Raw genomic sequence first — 17,445 nt, forward strand, 5'->3', positions numbered from 1 at the left:
TTAGATACGGCGCGCTTGCCAGTAGACACGTTTCCAGTACACATTTTCCAGTGATGAGCGGATAACGCCTTTGCTTGTTGAGGCATGGATAAATTCGTCATTGGTATCGTAAATACCCACATGTAGCCCATTCTGACCACTGCCGGTTTTGAAGAACACTAAGTCACCGGGCATCAGATCATCACGGGAGACTTTCGTGCCTAATGAGGTTTGTGCTGCTGTCGTGCGAGGTAATTGCATATCAAAACGATCGCGGAAGGTGCGGTAAACAAATCCAGAACAATCAACGCCACTTTGATCCAACCCGCCATTTCGGTACGGCGTGCCTTCCCATTGACGTAATTGCTCATTCAGTTTGGCAACCACCACAATAGAATCAGACAAGTGACCACTTGGTGCCGGTGCATGACTGCTACAGCCAGCAAGAATCATGCTGATCAGAAAGATCCAGAAACGCATCCGCATCGATATTCCACCTAGGGTAAGGCTTAGCCAATTCACCGGACAGCGAGCTATTCGGCGCTATATCTGGCTAGCAAGAGGCACCAGTAGGGTTAATTTAGCTATCGAGGTTGGAAAAAACAAGCTATATGAATGAGATAATAGATTTAAGCGCCTTTTATTGGCTTTGTACTGATCAGCCAGATACCCAGCAGAATAAACCCCGCCCCCACGGTTTTTAGCAAGGTAGCGGATTCATTAAACCAAGGCAGTAATACGGCGGCCAAATAAACCAGCGCATAACTGAGGCTCAGTAATGGGTAAGCGCGATTAAGCGGCAAATATCTTAACGCGAAAAACCAGCACAACATGGATAAGGCATACCCTGCCAGCCCGCAGATGACGGCCATTAATTGGGTTAGGTGCTGGGCTAAAAACACGCCATTAATGTCAGCCAATGACATTAATGGCGTATGCATCATGCCCCATTTCAGCATTAATTGGGCAATAGTCACCAATACGACACTGCCGACTCCCCACAGATACCCTTTCATCAGCGCCAACTTATTAACAGGATGCCAAACATAATGGCGGCAATCCCCAACCAGTGACGGGAGGTTGCCTTTTCGCCATAAAATAGCTGTGCGGCCAAAGTAACCAGCACGAAATTAAAGCTGAGTAACGGATAGGCCACACTCAGTGGTAGATGTTGCAATAAACGTAACCACAGCAACATCCCCAACCCAAGCAGCATGACTGCGACGGCAAGCCAGCGCAGTGTCGGGGCCAACCGCGCTTCATGCGGCCGATCCCAACATTGCGCTGCTTGTTTCTGACACAATTGGCCCGCACAGGTCAATAAACTGACCATAACCAATAGCAGGTAACTGGTCATTGCGTTTTTTTGTACCACAAAAGTGCTAGGCGATTCATCAGGTTAACCTTATCTGCTGCCGGTAAATAGGCCGGAATGGCTTCATCTTGGGATAATTGCACCACCAAAGAGACATCACCCTGCTGCCTTGCATTCGCCAGCCATTGGCTAAAATCTGCACCACCGACGAACTGGTTTTTACTGTCGGCATAGTTCAGCCCGTAAGTCAGCTCGCCCTTCTCACTGAGCATCAGTATATCGCTACGTTTCAGCTCCCATGCTAATCCCGCAGCGACACCGACACTGTCGGTAAGCACATAGCGACTGCTATTGAGTTCGCTAAAGTTATTCTGGATAAAGTTTTGGGGCTGTTTGGAGTCAATCACCTGCTGCGGGATCAAATAGCCCACCAGCAGAATAAACAGTAATGGACATGCCGCCGCCCAGCGCCAATGACGTGCGTTATTACACCTGGTCGCCAAGCCCACCAAGCTCCATCCCGCAAAGGCGATGGTCGCAAGGGCCACTTTCAGATGTTCTTGTGGCCCGTAAGCTACCAGACCACTCACCCACCCCATGCCAATAATGAGCACTGCCGCAGCACAGATCAGCCCAAAAGCAATATTTATCACCCCATTAATCTTGAGCGCCCGCATTCGCAAGTTGCTAGCACAATCTGTTGCATAAGCAGCCATTAGCAAGGATAGCGGAGCCATACACGGCAGGATATAGGTCGGTAACTTTCCTTTTGCCACACTGAAAAATAGAAACGGCATCACGACCCAACTAAGCAAAAAGAATAGCTCAGGTCTTGCCACCCGCTCACGCCAACCTTTGAGTAACGCGCCGGGTAATAACCCGACCCACGGCAAGACACCGAGGAACAGGAGAGGTAGGTAATACCAGATAGGGGCTTTATGTTGCGCATCCTTCTCGGCGAATCGTTGGATGTGCTCGACCCAGAAGAAGTAATGCCAGAAATCAGGTTCGCGTTGTGCAATGGCTAATGCCCACGGCAAACTCAATATCACCGCACTCACTATCGCTATAGGGCCAAAAATGAGGAGTTCTTTTACCCGTTTTTGCTGTATCACGATGGGCAGCACAGAGATCACGGGGATCGCCAAAGCCAAAAAGCCTTTGGTCATAAAACCCATCCCACAGGCGAGGCCGAGCAGCAGATATGCCCCTACCTTCTGCGCCGACGTTTCCGCCCGCAGCGTGAGATAAAAACAGACCATCGATGCGGTTAACCACAATGAGATCATCGGGTCCAGTACCGCATAGGTGCCGATACTAAACACCAGCAACATGGAGAGATAAATGAGTGTCGCCAGCACCGAGGTAGAACGATTTCGCCACAATAGCGTCGCCAACCAATAGACTAATATGGCACTCAGGGCGGTGCTAAAAATTGAACCAAATCGGACAGCGAAATTAGTGTCACCGAATATCCACTGGCTAATATTATTAAACCAATATCCAGCAATGGGCTTTTCAAAATAACGGATGCCCAGTAAATGCGGCACAATCCAGTCGCCCCGTTGCAACATTTCCCGGCTAATTTCAGCATAGCGAGTTTCATCTGGTTGCCACAACAAGCGGCTATTGACCGGCAATATATAAACTAGAGCAAAAAATAACGACAGCAGTACAGCTCCACTTCCTTTTAACAGTCTCATCCTGCACCTTTAATATCTGTCTGGCATCCTAACCATCCCTCTCGGCCAGGAAAGGCTGCGCGCACAATTTTACCCACAGGTAATAAATCCAAATTCTCAGGTAATAATTCGCTGAGAGGACAAAACTGGATGTTTTGTTTTTTCGCCCGAATCAATAACTGTTCAAACATGTGTGCCTGAGACATCCCTTCAACCTCGGCATGGATGGTATAAACTGAGATACCTTGGTCACGTTGAATGGCCTCAATAATAAAATCATTGAAATTTTCAGCGCGCACCTCACTCCCCACGACTTCATCATAAGTCGGTAAAGTGACCGGAATTTGAACACTGCCTAAGCTGCCATCCGGCAGTTCCGGCCGGAAGGGGTGCGTACCTCGGCAATCACTGTTATAGCGGAAAGCAAATGGCTGTTTTACCGCTAAAACTCGGTCATCGGCACGCCAACCCGCAGCGGCAGAGCAAGTAATTGGCTGCTGAATGCTATGTTCTAATGCATCAACCCCCAGTTGCACCTGCTCAGTCAGTTGCTGTATTGACCACGACGCAACTTTAGCCTGCCAGCCTTGGTGATCCCATGCGTGTAAACCCACTTCATGCCCCGTCTGTAAGGTGGTTTTCATCAGTGGGCCAAGGTCTTTCGCGATCTTTTTACCCGGCCAAGCCGTACCTGCCAGCAAAATATCCCAGCCATAAAGTGAAGCGGCATGAGATCGCAGCATCTTCCACAGGAAACGCGGGCGGAAAAGACGCCATAAATGACGCCCCATGTTATCCGGCCCAACACTGAAGAAAAAGCTGGCGCTGACATCATGCTTTTCCAACACGGCAAGCAGTGAGGGTACGCCTTCCTTGGTGCCACGGTAGGTATCAACATCAATCCTCAGGCCAACTTGCTTCATACGTGATAGTCGTCCGTTGAGGTTTCACCCAGTTCAAGTACCGCGCCACGCAAGAAGAAATCCAATGTTTCTGTGACGGTTTGCTGCAAAGCGACCTCAGGTTGCCAATGTAAAATGCGGCGCGCATTACGAATACTTGGCGTGCGGTACTCTACGTCCTGATAGCCCTTCCCGTAATATGCACTGCTTTCAATATCTTTAAAGCCAGCAAAAGGTGGGAAATGGTCGCGCAATTCATGTTTTTCGAAACTGCTCAGCAGCATTTCAGCTAACTCGCGAATACTGGCTTCATTGGTTGGGTTACCAATATTGATGATTTGCCCATCACAGCAGCCATCACGGTTCTCAATAATGCGGAATAAGGCTTCGATACCGTCATGAATATCCGTAAAGCAGCGTTTTTGTGCGCCGCCATCAACCAATTTAATCGGGGAACCTTCGACCAGATTTAAAATAAGCTGAGTAATGGCACGGGAGCTGCCAATACGCGCCGCATCAAGATTATCTAACCGTGGCCCCATCCAGTTGAAAGGACGGAACAGAGTGAATCTGAGATTTTCTTTTGCGCCATAAGCCCAAATTACGCGGTCCAGTAATTGCTTGGATACCGAATAGATCCAACGCTGCTTATTAATTGGCCCAACAATCAGTCGCGAACTGTCTTCATCAAACTCTTTGTCATCACACATACCATAAACTTCAGACGTGGACGGGAAGACAATACGCTTATTGTATTTAACGCAATCACGCACGATCTTTAGATTCTCTTCAAAATCTAATTCGAATACTCGCAGCGGGTTGCGGGTATATTCAATCGGCGTAGCAATAGCCACCAAGGGCAAAATAACATCACATTTTTTAATGTGGTACTCAATCCATTCAGAGTGAATACTGATATCCCCCTCCACGAAATGGAAATAAGGGTTATCCAAGAAGCGGCTGATGGCATCAGAGCCAATATCCAAACCATAGACTTCGTAACGATCATCGCGTAATAAGCGCTCGGTTAAGTGATTCCCAATAAAGCCATTCACCCCGAGAATTAACACTCGAGTCCGTCTTTTTAGGGTTTTGCTGGGTTTTTTCGCTAAGCGCACGTCGGTCACAATGCCCATCTCGAGCGCCAGACGGTTGCCCTGAACATATAAACCACTTTCACCTTGGCCAGTGATAATCTCCAATGCCCCTTCACCACAGGCCACAACCAGAGGTGAGGTCGACAGCACAGTGCCGGGTAGCTTTCCGTGTACCACATTCAGTGGACGTGAACGCCAAATGATCAGCTTTCGCTGTCCAAGATAGCTGAAAGCACCGGGATAAGGTTCTGTCACCGCGCGCACCAGATTATTGATGGTGGATGCTGAGTTATGCCAATGAATCTCGCCATCAGCGGCGGTGCGACGACCAAAATAGCTGGCTTCAGCTTCATTTTGCGGAGTCAGATGCAGTGGTGCGCCTTTCATTTTAGGCAATAAATCACGCAGCAACTCTCGGGAGGCTTCGTGCATTTTCCCATGCAATGTTAATGCAGTGTCTGTATCACTAATCGTGACTTTATGTTGACCCACAATCGGGCCTGCATCGGCTTTTTTTACCATTTGGTGCAGGGTCACACCGGTTTCAGTTTCCCCGTTCACCAGCGCCCAATTAATTGGCGCACGGCCACGGTATTTAGGTAACAGGGAGCCATGTAAATTAAATGCACCACGTGGCGCTGATGATAAAATATCGTCACACAGCATATTGCGATAATAGAAAGAGAATATGATATCAGGCTGTAATTGCTGAATACGCTCAATCCATAGTGGATGGTTAACCTCTTCCGGCGCAAATACAGGTAAATCTAAGTCAGCGGCGACACGTGCCACTGAAGAGAAAAAGCGATTTTCATTAGGATCATCAGTATGGGTAAATACCGCCTGAATATCGTAACCCGCATCAACCAGTGCTCTCAGACCTACACAGCCAATATCATGATAGGCAAATACAATCGCTTTCATTTTTCTATTTCCTGATTATTTTCGGTCTGCTCACCGCCGACCACTTTCTGTATGAAATAACGTGGGCGTGCACGTACATCGTTATAAATACGGCCGATATATTCACCGAGTAGCCCCATCCCCACAAATTGGGCACCGATGAACATGAACAGCACGGCAAATAGCGTAAAGACACCACCGCCGGCCCATTCGGGGCCAAAAACTAAACGTAAAACCACTAACAGCACGGCGAGTGTGAAGCCGGAAAGTGCGATCACACTGCCGACCAAACTGAGCAAACGCAGTGGCGTCGTTGTCAGGCAGGTAATCAAGTCATACATCAGATTGATAAGCTTCATCAGACTGTATTTTGAGTCACCAAATTCGCGTTCGGCATGATGAACCGTAATTTCAGTGGTGCGGCGAGCGAAGGTATTCGCCAGAATAGGAATGAAGGTACTACGTTCGTGACAGTGTAACATTGCTTCGACGATATGGCGGCGATAGGCGCGTAACATGCAGCCATAATCCCCCATCGATTTCCCCGTCGCGCGTTGAATCATCATGTTGATCATGCGGGAGGCTGTTTTGCGAAACAGTGAGTCCTGACGGTTTGCACGCACGGTGCCGACGACGTCATACCCCTCTTCCGCTACGGCGACCAGACGAGGGATCTCTTCTGGTGGATTTTGCAAATCAGCATCAAGTGTAATGACTAAATCGCCGCTAACCTGATTGAATCCCGCCATAATGGCCGAGTGCTGACCATAATTACGGTTGAGCAAAACGGCAATAATGCCGCTATCAGGCTCATTAGCCGCCGCAGTCAAAATATCAGCGGAGTTATCACTGCTACCATCATCAACCAAAATAATTTCATAAGGCTGAGTCAGTAATTTACAGGCTGCCGATGTTCTCTCTATTAATGCCGGCAAACTCTCTTGCTCGTTATAAACAGGGATAACAACGGAGACTTTTTTGATTTTTTCATTTTGTGACACGGTGCGACCCTATAATCGTTGTCAGTGCATCAACCACCCGATCAACATCGCTATCCAGCATGTCGGGAAAAAGGGGCAATGTGCATAATCTGGCCGAATTCCATTCGGTATTGGGTAAACTCAGTTGCGGGAAACGTTCGCGATAATATTTTTGGGTATGCGCCGCGCGAAAATGTAAGCCAGTACCAATCCCTAACTCTTTTAGCTGCGCCATCAATAAATCACGGCTAATACCACAACTGTCCTCATCGACACGGACCATAAATAGATGCCATGCATGTTGATGGGGATAATAAGGAACAGCCAGTGGTTGCAAGGGCGAATCCGCTAATGCCGCATGATAACGAGCGACTAATGCTTGGCGGCGGGCGTTGATTTCAGGTAAGCGCCGCAGTTGAACAACAGCAATAGCGGCGTGAATATCAGATAAATTGTACTTATAGCCTGGTTCGACAACCTCAGCTTGCGGGCTACGCCCCTGAATCTGGCGATCAAAGGCATCCACACCCAAGCCATGAAACTTGAGCCGACGAACTTTTGCCGCTAACTCATCATCGTCAGTAGCAATTAAACCGCCCTCAGCACAGGTCATATTTTTGATAGCATGGAAAGAGAAAATCGCCGTGCCTTTTTCACCAACCCATTGATTCCCATAGCGAGTACCGGCAGCATGGGCCGCGTCTTCAATCAGTGGAATCCCCCGTTTCAGGGCAATAGCTCGCAAGGCATCAAGATCACAAGGTGCACCCGCGTAATGCACGGGAATAATAGCTTTGGTTTTCGGTGTTATCGCCGCTTCAACATCAGCGGCACTGACCATTAATGTGTCGCGATCAACATCCACCATGACTGGCTCCGCGCCCAGTAACACAATCATGTTGAGTGTTGAAACCCACGTTTGCGACGGCGTAATCACTTCATCGCCCGGACCAATCCCCAAAGCCATCAGGGTGATATGCATCCCCGCAGTCGCTGAGCAGACAGCAACCGCATGTTTGCATCCAAATGCAGCGCAAAAATCAGTCTCTAACTGCTGATTTTGTGGCCCGGTGGTGATCCAACCCGAGCCGAGGACATTGACGACCGCATTAATTTCATCTGTACCAATCGCGGGGCGTGAAAAAGGCAAAAAACTCTGCATTAATAAATCCCTAGAATACTTTGAGCTACCGGCAACTATAGGCCCGAATAAGTTAACGGAAACTAAACGCTGCTCAGATAGACTCGTGGCTTACTATGGGAAACTCTAGTTTATTAACCTTAGGCAAACCTTAAGAAAGCGGTATTTTTTCGATATAGTGTGAATAATTAACGCAGATCGGTAATTATTAATTTAACCATAAAAACCAATGCGTTATAAATATTTTACTGCAATAACACCGGAAGCTCATAATTAAGTGAGTCATTAAAGGAATAACAAAGGGAAAACTATAATGATTATAGTTAGAAATTATAAATTTGGGATTTTGTTTATGTGCTGTTGATAGTGCAGAATAAGCTAACCTATAAGGTTAAACTTTTTTTGTAATAATCCAATTCTGTTGATTAAAATTGTGTATTTGAAAGTCCACTTCAAATACTTCCGATAAGGTATCGGTTTGCATGACCTGCTGAGTCTCCCCTTGTGCCAACACCTTTCCACGCATCATTAACCACACGTGATCAGCCTGCTGCAAAGTATGGTTAAGGTCATGGGCACTGATTATTGCGCTACGGCCTGTCGCACAAAACTCACGCAATAAAGCATCTAACGCCACTTTCTGCGCCACATCCAACCCAGTGTAAGGCTCATCAAGCAGCAATAATTTACTGTCAGGATTGATATCTGGCCAAACTTGCAAAAGTACCGCCGCCAAACGAACGCGCTGCCACTCCCCCCCGGAGAGTTGTGACAGTATTCGAGGTAATTTGTCTGTTAATCGTAATTGGTTGCAGAGATAACCAATTGTCGCTGCAACAGCATCTGGGTCAGCGCCCGCAGGCTGATAAAGTGAGAGATATTGGAAAACCGGCATCATGGTCAGTGCCGATTGCTGTTGGCTCAAATAGGCCCGCAATCGGGCCAATTCATGTCCTGAATAGAGAGGTAGTAACTTCCCCACAAGCGAAATGTCTCCGCCCGTAGGTAATAACCCTGCTAACGCCGCTAGTAGGGTACTTTTCCCAGCCCCATTCGGGCCAATCAGATGGATTTGCAGCCCAGCCGTCACCTGAGTAGAAAAAGGCGCAAGGCGAGTATCTACATTGAGATTGCTGAGTTGCAATAGCTTCAAAATGACTTTTCCATCCGTGAATCAGTGACGGCCCAAGGCTTGCGTAATGGCGGCAACCAATATCGGATCTTCTGGCGTCATATCAGGAGCAAAGCGTTCAAGCACAACACCATCGCGGCCAATCAGGAATTTTTCAAAATTCCACAAAATATCACCCGGCTGCTTTGGCTCACGCCCTTTACTCGCTAACCGCTGATAAAACTCGCTCCCTTCAGGTTTTACCGCAACCGATTTGGCGGCGATCAATTGCTGATATAGGGGGTGCCGCTGCGGGCCATTGACCTCGATTTTACTGAACATCGGGAATTCAACACCAAAGGTCCCACGACAAAAAGCCTGAATCTCCTCATCACTGCCCGGTTCTTGTCCAGCAAACTCATTGCTCGGGAAGCCTAAGACTTCGAAACCTTGCTCACGATAGGTTTTATAAAGATTTTCCAGCCCTTCATACTGCTGAGTCAGGCCACACTGAGAGGCCACATTAACCACTAACAGAACCGAGCCTTTATACTTTTCCAGTTGAACGGATTGATGATCAATGGTGTTTACTGGGATGGAATAGATGGGATTACTCATCAGGAAGGACCCTTATTCAGCGATGAAAAACAGATGAGCTGACAATAGCGTGCAAGGTGACAGGCAGATCACTTTACACTTTTCACCCGTGTCAGCAACCAGATAAATAGAGGTGAGCCTAAAGTTGCAGTCACCACACCAATTGGCAATTCTGCCGAAAATAGTGCGATGCGTGCGATAACATCAGCCAATAGCAGCACCCCACCCCCAGCCAAAGCACACCCTACTAATAGACGCCGTTGATCGGTTAAGCCGGTCAATCGCAAGATATGGGGGATAACCAGACCAATAAAGCTAATAACCCCTGCCAACGCCACACTGATACCGACCAACAAACCAATCGCCAATACTAATAAATTTCGCCATAAATGAAGGGGAATCCCCAGTTGTCTGGCTTGCTGTTCACCCAGAGACATAAAATTGAGTACCCGCCCTTGGCAGCAAAGCCAGATAACAATCGGCAGCAGTGCGAAAACCAACCCCTGCTGCCGCCAGTCAATGCCGCTGAAGCCGCCCATCATCCAATACATCAACTGACGCAGATCCAAACTGGTACTGAAATAGACCGCCCATGTCATAATCGCGCTGCAAACGATCCCCAAAGCAACCCCAACCAACAGCAGGCGGGCGTTGGTCAGCCGACGGCGGCGGGCAAAACCGAGCAAAAGCATCGTCATAAATAAGGCCCCGACAATAGCGCAGGCACTTAAAAACCAGATGGGCAGTAACCCATGGCCCAGTAACACCGCCATCACCAGTGCAACACCCGCACCATTAGCCACCCCTAATAAGCCCGGCTCAGCTAAGGGATTTTCAAACAGGGCCTGCATCACGGCACCGGATACGGCAAGGCTGGCACCCACCATCATCACAGCGAGTGCTCGTGGCAAACGCAACTGCCAGACAAATAACTGCCCACTTTCGCTGAACCACTGTGTGGGCAAGATCCAAATATCACCGGCACACAAACTGACGACCAGCGCCAATAACAGCATGACCACCAAGCCACTGAGATAGCGTTGATCACGTTGTTGTTGCCGCTGTTGAAGTGCGCTAAATAACTGGCTGGTCTGCATTATATCCTCGGCTATTGCCTCAGGATTTACCTGAAAATGTCTGATATTCATGATTAGGCATAGCATGAAAAAGGAGCACTAATGCCCCTTTGTTTTTCTGTTTTAGCGCGGTTACATCTAGCGGCGAGCATCAGCCAAATCACTTGGCATCGTGCCCTGCATGCTGTGCCAAATAGCCCCGCTCTCTTTACCGTAAGTGCGCAGACAGTCCAGCACCTGATCAGCGGCTTTCTCATCACAGAGCGCCGACAGCTTGCTGTAGAAGGTCAGTGCCAGCTTGCGCGCCTCAGGATTTGAGAAGTAGTAGCGCCCAACACGGGTATATAGCCCTTTCATGCCATTCAGGATCAAACCATAAATCGGATTACCTGAAGCGAAAGCCAACCCACGGAAAATACCATAATCCAGAGCAGTAAAAGCTTCTGAGCTGTCATCAACCGTCAGGGCTTGTGCCAGAATTTCCTGCGCTTGTTCTGGATGATTACGGATTGCTGTCCGGACAAAAATAGTGGCGATATTGGTTCGAACAGCCAGTAAGTTATCTATCAATTGTGGGACGCTGTCGTGGTCAAGCCGCGCAAGTGTTTCCAATATATTGAGACCGGATGTCTCCCAAAAATTGTTTACTTTCGTCGGTTTACCATGCTGAATAGTGAGCCAGCCGTCGCGGGCTAACCGTTGCAACACTTCACGCAATGTGGTGCGGGTAACTCCAATTAGCTCTGAAAGTTCACGCTCTGCGGGCAAAATAGTGCCTGGGGGGAAGCGGTTATTCCAAATACTTTCAATAATATACTCTTCCGCGAAACCGGCAGGACTTTGCGCCTTTATAACCATATTTTTGACGTTCCGTAGCGATACATATCAGCGATTTAATGCGCTCATCATACCAGACGACTCTACTCTGATATAGCGCCAGAACCGCACAAACGCTGAAAGTCGGCATAAAGTTGCAAAAATTGTGTAGATGTAATGATGGGCAGACAATACGCATTGCTTTTAGATGAATGACGTAAAGTAAAATGTAACTTTGAACACGAATAGCACCATAATAATTCATTTAAGGAGACCGTAACTCACAATGGATATGACAATTAGGCAAGCTGTACTCAAGAATTTTCTTGGTAACTCACCAGATTGGTACAAACTGGCAATTGTGGGCTTTCTCATTATTAACCCACTGGTATTCTTTTTTGTCAGTCCCTTTGTCGCAGGCTGGATGCTGGTGATTGAATTTATCTTTACGTTAGCGATGGCGTTGAAATGCTATCCCCTGCAACCCGGCGGATTACTCGCTATTCAGGCCATTGCCATCGGTATGACCCGTCCACACCAAGTCGCAGAAGAGATTGCCAATAATTTGGAAGTGCTGCTACTGCTGGTCTTTATGGTGGCGGGCATCTACTTTATGAAGCAGTTGCTACTGTTTGTATTTACTAAACTTCTGCTCAATATCCGCTCAAAAATCACTCTCTCTTTAGCTTTCTGTGTCGCCTCCGCATTTCTTTCTGCCTTCTTGGATGCCTTAACCGTTATTGCGGTCGTCATTAGTGTATCCGTTGGTTTTTATACTATTTATCATCATGTTGCCTCGAATCATACCGATAAAGACATTACCGATGACAGTTGGATCGATAATCAGGAGAATCGTAAAACACTGGAGCAATTCCTAGCATTTTTACGTAGTCTGATGATGCATGCTGGCGTGGGAACAGCGCTGGGTGGCGTGATGACCATGGTTGGCGAACCGCAGAATCTGATTATCGCCAAAAGTGCAGGCTGGAATTTTGCTGAGTTCTTCTTACGCATGTTGCCCGTCACACTGCCCGTATTGTGTTGCGGATTACTGGTCTGTCTGTTGGTCGAACGTTTCAAACTGTTTGGTTATGGTGCCGAGCTACCCGAGCGTGTTCGTCAGGTGCTGACAGATTATGACAAGCAAGCCAGTGCAAAAAGAAGCCAACAGGAGAAAGTTAAACTTCTGACTCAAGCACTGATTGGCGTCTGGTTGGTACTGGCGTTGGCATTGCATATCGCCGAAGTGGGTTTGGTCGGATTATCGGTCATTATTCTCGCCACCTCCCTCTGCGGAATCACTAATGAACATGCACTGGGGAAAGCGTTTCAGGAGGCGTTGCCGTTTGCCGCCTTGCTCACCGTCTTTTTCGCAGTAGTCGCAGTAATCATTGAGCAAAGCCTATTCAGCCCCATAATACAATTTGTGTTGCAAGCTTCGCCATCTGCACAACTATCGCTATTTTATCTGTTTAACGGCCTACTCTCCTCGGTCTCGGACAATGTTTTTGTCGGCACCGTTTATATCAATGAGGCCCGAACGGCATTTGAACATGGCGTGATTTCGTTAAAACAGTTTGAGTTTTTGGCTGTCGCCATTAATACCGGGACTAACCTCCCTTCAGTCGCCACGCCGAATGGGCAGGCAGCGTTCCTGTTCTTGCTGACCTCTGCACTGGCACCACTCATTCGCCTTTCGTATGGCCGAATGGTGTACATGGCTCTGCCTTATACTATCGTGATGACAGTGGTCGGCCTGTTGGGTGTTGAATATTTATTAGTCCCAGTAACGGAATGGATGACACAAAGTGGCTGGATAAGTTTGCCTCATATCGTAGCAGGGGTTAGCATCACACACTGATTACTTGCATAATAGTCTCTGCCAGTTCTACACTTTTCCTCGCCATGAAGGGCGTTGATTAACTTCGGGGATGATGAGCTGGCAAAACAAACCAATATCTCACCCAAAGTAAAATTTATGCCTGTGATAGGTTGTCACGCGCGAGAAATAGCTGATTTTTGGCTAATTTTATCTTTGGGTAGCTGGCAGCAAAGATGATTTGGTTTACACTGCCGGTACAATTGCTTACTGCATGGAAAATAAAGATATGTTGCAATTCCTTAACCGCTGCTCTAAAGGGCGCGGTGCTTGGCTATTAATGGCCCTAACTGCACTTGCACTAGAATTGATCGCGCTCTATTTTCAACACGTGATGTTGTTACAGCCTTGCGTAATGTGTATTTACGAACGTGCCGCGTTATTCGGTATTCTCGGTGCATCGTTGTTGGGTGCCATTGCGCCTAAATCACCGCTGCGCTACTTGGCTATTTTTATCTGGATCTACAGTGCATGGCGAGGCGTCCAGCTCGCTTGGGTGCACACTATGCTGCAACTCCATCCTTCACCTTTCACCACCTGTGATTTCTTTGTCAGCTTCCCATCTTGGCTACCATTGGATAAATGGCTGCCTGCTGTATTTGTCGCTAATGGCGATTGTTCAGTAAAACAGTGGGAGTTTTTGTCATTGGAGATGCCGCAATGGTTGGTCGGGATCTTTGCTGCATACTTATTGATTGGCATACTCGTTCTGATCAGTCAGTTTGTTAAGCCAAAAAGACGCGATCTGTTTGGCCGATAATTTTTAGACATATCTTTATCTCCCCATGACACCACTTGGTGCCATGGGGTTTGATTGATACTCGCCCCACGATTAATTAACGAATAATGCCCCTTGCTGAGCGGGAAAAGAAAGGCTTATAAGCGTGCAAAATTTGCCACTCTTTCGCGAGAAGCTCAATTTCAATATTGACGTCTGCCACCTGCTTACCGGCATGATAAATAAGCTGATACGCGTTTTTAACCGCTAGCCCATCGCGGCTTTCCAGCCAATCAAGCCCAATGGCTAAATCCCTGACTCCCACCGGCGCAGCACGATTACCTTCAGCAATAACATAAGGAGGGATGTCTTGCACAACACAGGAACCCGTGTTGACTAGTGCATGAGTACCAATGACACAAAACTGATGTACAGCACTTGCTGCGCCAATAATGGCGGAATCATCGACTTCAACGTGCCCTGCTAGCCCCACATTCGACTCTAATAAGCAATTATTACCAATTACGCAGTCATGACCAATATGCACATGACTCATCAGATTATTATCATCACCAATACGTGTAATACCGATCCCTTGTACTGTACCGCGATGAATGGTGACATTTTGCTGAATCAAATTGCGATCACCAATAATAACCCGAGTCTGTTCACCCTGATATTTAAGATCCTGATTAACCTCACCAATGGAGGAAAACTGCCCAATATTATTGTCACACCCAAGATCGGTAATACCATTAATGACAATATGTGATTTAAGTACCGTGCCAGAACCAATAGTGACTTGAGCGCCAATGTGACAAAAGTGACCAATTTGTACATTCGCACCAATCACCGCTCCCTTCTCAATAATTGCAGAAGCAGAAATTATCGCGGTGTTATCAATCAAGCTATTTAACTCTCTAGATAGAGGACTCACTTTACAACTTTGTGGGTAACTTTAGCGTCAACTAGGGACTAATCCATCCGTTGGTTTAATCAGATTTGCAGATAAAAAAGATCACACAACTAAAAAAGGCCACCCTATAGGCAGCCTCATCTCAATCTGATGATAAGCGGATTAAGCTTTGGTATGCGTACAAATGTACTGGTTAGCCTGCTCACCATCGACAACAGCCAGACGAATAGGCAATGCTGAGATATTAAGGGACGCAATGACTTGATCCTGACTATTGGCTTTCTGGAAAATTAATGACTCACCCTGACCTTCCGGATTTACCTTCACGAACTGAAACACAGACTTATCAATGGTCAATTGTTGATTCGGGCCATCCAACACGGCGGAAAGATGGCTACCCTCTTTCAATTGACAATCAAGGTTAATTAATGACGTCCCATCTGCCAGAGCCTGCTGCGAAACGCTACCTAAAGTAGCGGAGATGCCGATGATGACAGCGGCTAACGTTGAATATTTCATTTTATTTAGTTTCTTGGTTAAATTTCGGCGTTAGTATGCCATATCTGGCCTATCAACAGGTACGTGTTATCTGGCCCACTGAGGCTTATTCAGAATATGGTCTTGCCAGTCGATCACTTCACTTTCGTGAACCGCAATATGGCGCACTGAGATCCGTTCGCCATGCATAGCGGATTTTGACTTCGTTAATAGCGGATGCCATTGGGGTAAGCCACGGCCTTCGCCAATGAGTCGGTAGGCGCAAGTAGGCGGCAACCAATCAAAAGTGACCAGATTTTCGCGGGTTAACTTGATGCAATCCTCTTCCAATTCAAAGCGGTGCTCATAGTTACGACACTGGCAGGTTTTAATGTTGAGCTGATCGCAGGCCACATTGGTGAAGTAGATTTCATCAGTGTCCTCATCAATCAGTTTGTTCAAACAGCATTGGCCGCAACCGTCGCACAGTGATTCCCATTCACTATCTGACATCTCAGCGAGTGTTTTTTGTTGCCAAAAAGGAAGTTGTGACATATGGGTATCCGGTGTGAACAAATGAGCGGGTCGTTATAGACGTTTTAGCGGCCAGATGCAAGCCCTGCCGCCCAGTCCAAAGGCATAAGCGGCAGGGATTTTCTTAGATTATGCGGGTGTTCAATGTCTTGCCATTGAGCATTATTTTAAGCATGTCACCCGACTTCATCGGCCCCACCCCTTGTGGGGTACCCGTCAGAATAATATCGCCAGCCCGTAAGGTAAAGAAGCGGCTGATATAACTTATCAGCGGAATAATAGGGGTAATCATATCGCGTGTATTACCCTGCTGACGAATTTCATCATTAATTGTCAGGGATAAATCGGCCTGTTGCGCATCGCCAAACTCAGCTACCGGTATAAAACCGGAGATCGGGCAAGAGCCATCAAAGGCTTTGGATTTCTCCCACGGCTGCCCCGCCTTCTTCAGACCCGCTTGCAGTTCACGCAGTGTTAAATCTAACGCCACACCATAACCTGCAATTGCACGGGCCACTCTATCTTCACTGGCTTGTTTTAACGGCGTACCGATCAAAACAGCCAATTCTACTTCGTGGTGCACAGCACCGAAATCTTTGGGGATCGACACCGGTTGGCGAATATCACATAACGCCGTTTCAGGTTTGATAAACAGAACCGGTTCAACTGGGGCTGCACTCCCCATCTCTTTAATATGTTCGGCATAGTTACTGCCTACGCAAACCACTTTATTCACTGGAAAATCCAGCAAAGCCCCTTGCCAGTCTCTATGTTGATACATACTGCCTCTCCTGAATTTACATCCTGATAGACTCGACACCGCAGTCAAACGACTATGGCATAGAGAGACTATCACGCCAACTCAATATTGAAGTCTGCCCGCAATTTCGCTTATGGCCTCATCCCACACCACGCCCCCTCCTCAACAGAGGGATAACCCACTGACGAGGAAGGTGAAAGTCTTAATCCTGAGATTATATTTTAGTTTCGCCTAAATGCATTTTCAGCAAACTCTCTGGCGGCGGCGGGACTTGCAGATAAAAACCCTGATCAACAAGTGCACTTTTCACTTTATCGATATCGGCGGTCGCTAAGGTTTTACGGCTGTTTAATGCCAGTTGCATAGCGAATTGAGGTTTGCCAAAGCTAGCAAGCAGCTCAGCAGGCACTCGCGAAAAATCATCTTTCTTTTCAATATAGAGGTAGGTCTGATCCCGTTTCGGGCTTCTATAAATAGCACAAAGCATGTTCTGGACTCTATTGATCGAATTCGATAGTAAAAATGTATGGTAGCCGAAAATTATAACATGCCAAGCATGTAT

General features: G+C 47.4%; 19 protein-coding genes. 2 read left to right on the forward strand and 17 right to left on the reverse strand.

What is annotated here, in order from left to right; all coding sequences use genetic code 11:
• The 12 genes from HRD69_RS16385 to fadR form a co-directional block, all read right to left on the reverse strand.
• Positions 1-465: an NlpC/P60 family protein gene (locus tag HRD69_RS16385; protein WP_032813532.1), complete on the reverse strand. Its 465-nt coding sequence runs from the start codon at positions 463-465 to the stop codon at positions 1-3.
• Positions 466-608: 143 nt separating this feature from the next.
• Positions 609-995, reverse strand: coding sequence for a 4-amino-4-deoxy-L-arabinose-phosphoundecaprenol flippase subunit ArnF (arnF, locus tag HRD69_RS16390; RefSeq protein ID WP_004874223.1), 387 nt, complete (start codon positions 993-995; stop codon positions 609-611).
• Positions 995-1,336, reverse strand: coding sequence for a 4-amino-4-deoxy-L-arabinose-phosphoundecaprenol flippase subunit ArnE (gene arnE / locus HRD69_RS16395; RefSeq protein ID WP_032813530.1), 342 nt, complete (start codon positions 1,334-1,336; stop codon positions 995-997). Before arnE ends, arnF begins: the two co-directional genes overlap by 1 nt.
• Entirely contained in the window at positions 1,333-2,997 is a 1,665-nt protein-coding gene (gene arnT / locus HRD69_RS16400) for a lipid IV(A) 4-amino-4-deoxy-L-arabinosyltransferase (protein WP_032813524.1), read from the reverse strand. The genes arnE and arnT overlap by 4 nt, the downstream gene beginning before the upstream one ends.
• Complete coding sequence (gene arnD, locus HRD69_RS16405; protein ID WP_032813523.1) at positions 2,994-3,899, reverse strand: 4-deoxy-4-formamido-L-arabinose-phosphoundecaprenol deformylase; 906 nt, start codon at positions 3,897-3,899, stop codon at positions 2,994-2,996. The genes arnT and arnD overlap by 4 nt, the downstream gene beginning before the upstream one ends.
• The gene (gene arnA / locus HRD69_RS16410) at positions 3,896-5,899 is read right to left on the reverse strand and encodes a bifunctional UDP-4-amino-4-deoxy-L-arabinose formyltransferase/UDP-glucuronic acid oxidase ArnA (protein ID WP_032813521.1); all 2,004 of its coding nucleotides are present in this window, start codon (positions 5,897-5,899) and stop codon (positions 3,896-3,898) included. Before arnA ends, arnD begins: the two co-directional genes overlap by 4 nt.
• Complete coding sequence (gene arnC, locus HRD69_RS16415; RefSeq protein ID WP_032813519.1) at positions 5,896-6,879, reverse strand: undecaprenyl-phosphate 4-deoxy-4-formamido-L-arabinose transferase; 984 nt, start codon at positions 6,877-6,879, stop codon at positions 5,896-5,898. The genes arnA and arnC overlap by 4 nt, the downstream gene beginning before the upstream one ends.
• Positions 6,866-8,020: a UDP-4-amino-4-deoxy-L-arabinose aminotransferase gene (arnB, locus tag HRD69_RS16420; RefSeq protein ID WP_004874218.1), complete on the reverse strand. Its 1,155-nt coding sequence runs from the start codon at positions 8,018-8,020 to the stop codon at positions 6,866-6,868. Before arnB ends, arnC begins: the two co-directional genes overlap by 14 nt.
• A gap of 370 nt (positions 8,021-8,390) precedes the next feature.
• Entirely contained in the window at positions 8,391-9,152 is a 762-nt protein-coding gene (btuD, locus tag HRD69_RS16425) for a vitamin B12 ABC transporter ATP-binding protein BtuD (RefSeq protein WP_032813516.1), read from the reverse strand.
• Positions 9,153-9,173: 21 nt separating this feature from the next.
• On the reverse strand, positions 9,174-9,728 hold the full coding sequence (locus HRD69_RS16430; protein WP_004874216.1) for a glutathione peroxidase: 555 nt from the start codon (positions 9,726-9,728) through the stop codon (positions 9,174-9,176).
• Positions 9,729-9,796: 68 nt separating this feature from the next.
• Positions 9,797-10,804, reverse strand: a complete 1,008-nt coding sequence (btuC, locus tag HRD69_RS16435) for a vitamin B12 ABC transporter permease BtuC (protein WP_032813514.1) — start codon at positions 10,802-10,804, stop codon at positions 9,797-9,799.
• A gap of 117 nt (positions 10,805-10,921) precedes the next feature.
• Positions 10,922-11,641 (reverse strand): fatty acid metabolism transcriptional regulator FadR, encoded by a 720-nt coding sequence (gene fadR / locus HRD69_RS16440; RefSeq protein WP_004874214.1) that lies wholly within the window; start codon positions 11,639-11,641, stop codon positions 10,922-10,924.
• A 244-nt stretch (positions 11,642-11,885) separates the two neighbouring features.
• Between fadR and nhaB the strand changes: the two genes are divergently transcribed.
• Complete coding sequence (gene nhaB, locus HRD69_RS16445; protein WP_004874213.1) at positions 11,886-13,460, forward strand: sodium/proton antiporter NhaB; 1,575 nt, start codon at positions 11,886-11,888, stop codon at positions 13,458-13,460.
• Positions 13,461-13,707: 247 nt separating this feature from the next.
• On the forward strand, positions 13,708-14,238 hold the full coding sequence (dsbB, locus tag HRD69_RS16450; protein WP_032813596.1) for a disulfide bond formation protein DsbB: 531 nt from the start codon (positions 13,708-13,710) through the stop codon (positions 14,236-14,238).
• A gap of 76 nt (positions 14,239-14,314) precedes the next feature.
• Here dsbB and lpxA read toward each other — a convergent pair whose 3' ends face one another.
• The 5 genes from lpxA to HRD69_RS16475 form a co-directional block, all read right to left on the reverse strand.
• Complete coding sequence (lpxA, locus tag HRD69_RS16455) at positions 14,315-15,103, reverse strand: acyl-ACP--UDP-N-acetylglucosamine O-acyltransferase (protein WP_004874210.1); 789 nt, start codon at positions 15,101-15,103, stop codon at positions 14,315-14,317.
• A gap of 171 nt (positions 15,104-15,274) precedes the next feature.
• Entirely contained in the window at positions 15,275-15,631 is a 357-nt protein-coding gene (locus HRD69_RS16460) for a hypothetical protein (RefSeq protein ID WP_004874209.1), read from the reverse strand.
• Positions 15,632-15,697: 66 nt separating this feature from the next.
• Positions 15,698-16,144 carry a YcgN family cysteine cluster protein gene (locus HRD69_RS16465; RefSeq protein ID WP_004874208.1) on the reverse strand — a complete coding sequence of 149 codons (447 nt, stop codon included), beginning with the start codon at positions 16,142-16,144 and terminating at the stop codon, positions 15,698-15,700.
• A 103-nt stretch (positions 16,145-16,247) separates the two neighbouring features.
• The gene (locus HRD69_RS16470; RefSeq protein ID WP_004874207.1) at positions 16,248-16,904 is read right to left on the reverse strand and encodes a fumarylacetoacetate hydrolase family protein; all 657 of its coding nucleotides are present in this window, start codon (positions 16,902-16,904) and stop codon (positions 16,248-16,250) included.
• A gap of 193 nt (positions 16,905-17,097) precedes the next feature.
• Entirely contained in the window at positions 17,098-17,370 is a 273-nt protein-coding gene (locus tag HRD69_RS16475; RefSeq protein WP_004874206.1) for a YcgL domain-containing protein, read from the reverse strand.
• Between the last annotated feature and the right edge of the window lie 75 nt (positions 17,371-17,445).

The organism is Yersinia mollaretii ATCC 43969 (genome assembly GCF_013282725.1).
In the GTDB taxonomy this organism is placed as follows: Bacteria; Pseudomonadota; Gammaproteobacteria; order Enterobacterales; family Enterobacteriaceae; genus Yersinia; species Yersinia mollaretii.